The organism is Rothia sp. HMSC071F11 (assembly GCF_001809115.1).
Lineage (GTDB): Bacteria > Actinomycetota > Actinomycetes > Actinomycetales > Micrococcaceae > Rothia > Rothia dentocariosa.
In genome coordinates this window covers 81629-82261 of record NZ_KV795770.1, presented here as the reverse complement: position 1 = coordinate 82261, position 633 = coordinate 81629, and the positions used below count along the sequence as shown (strand labels likewise).

The following is a 633-nucleotide window of genomic DNA, read 5'->3' as shown; positions in this document are numbered from 1 at the left end:
GCAGCGCAACACGCAGGTTGGTGTTCGCCAGGATGTCGTTGTTTACTACGCCGGCAGGTCGCTGGGTTGCCAGGATCATGTGCACGCCAAGGGTACGACCCACGGCACCGATACTCACGAGTGAGGTAAGCACGTCAGGGAAATCTTTGGCGAGCATGGCGAACTCGTCAATGACGAGAAGCAGGCGCGGCATGGGCTCTGGCGGGTTGGTGGCGTGGTATTCGATGATGTTGTCGACGCCTTCACCCACGGAGGCGAAGAGTCGCTGCCGCCTCTCCATTTCGGCTTCGAGGCTGATCAGCGCACGGTTTGCGAGCTGTTCATCGAGGTTACTGATGGTGCCGATGGTGTGCGGCAGCCGTTCACAGGCTTTGAACGCCGCGCCGCCCTTGAAGTCGATCAGAATGAAGTTGAGGCGCGTGGGGTCGTTATGGGCCGCCAGACCGGCGACGAGGGATCGCAGGAATTCACTCTTACCCGAGCCCGTGGTACCGCCAACGAGACCGTGCGGACCGTCTTTGACGAGGTCGAGGGTGTATACGCCTTGGTCGCCAATGCCGATTTCAGTGCTGTATCCGGTGGATTTCTGCCAGGTGTTAATAATCTTTTGGGCGGTGGGCGGCGTGCCGATGC

The 633-nt window shown here is 60.0% G+C and carries 1 protein-coding gene; it reads right to left on the bottom strand.

Going from position 1 to position 633, the window contains the following annotated elements; all coding sequences use genetic code 11:
- Positions 1 to 633: FtsK/SpoIIIE domain-containing protein (locus tag HMPREF2554_RS09835; RefSeq protein ID WP_256388024.1), on the bottom strand; the 633-nt coding region annotated here is incomplete at both ends.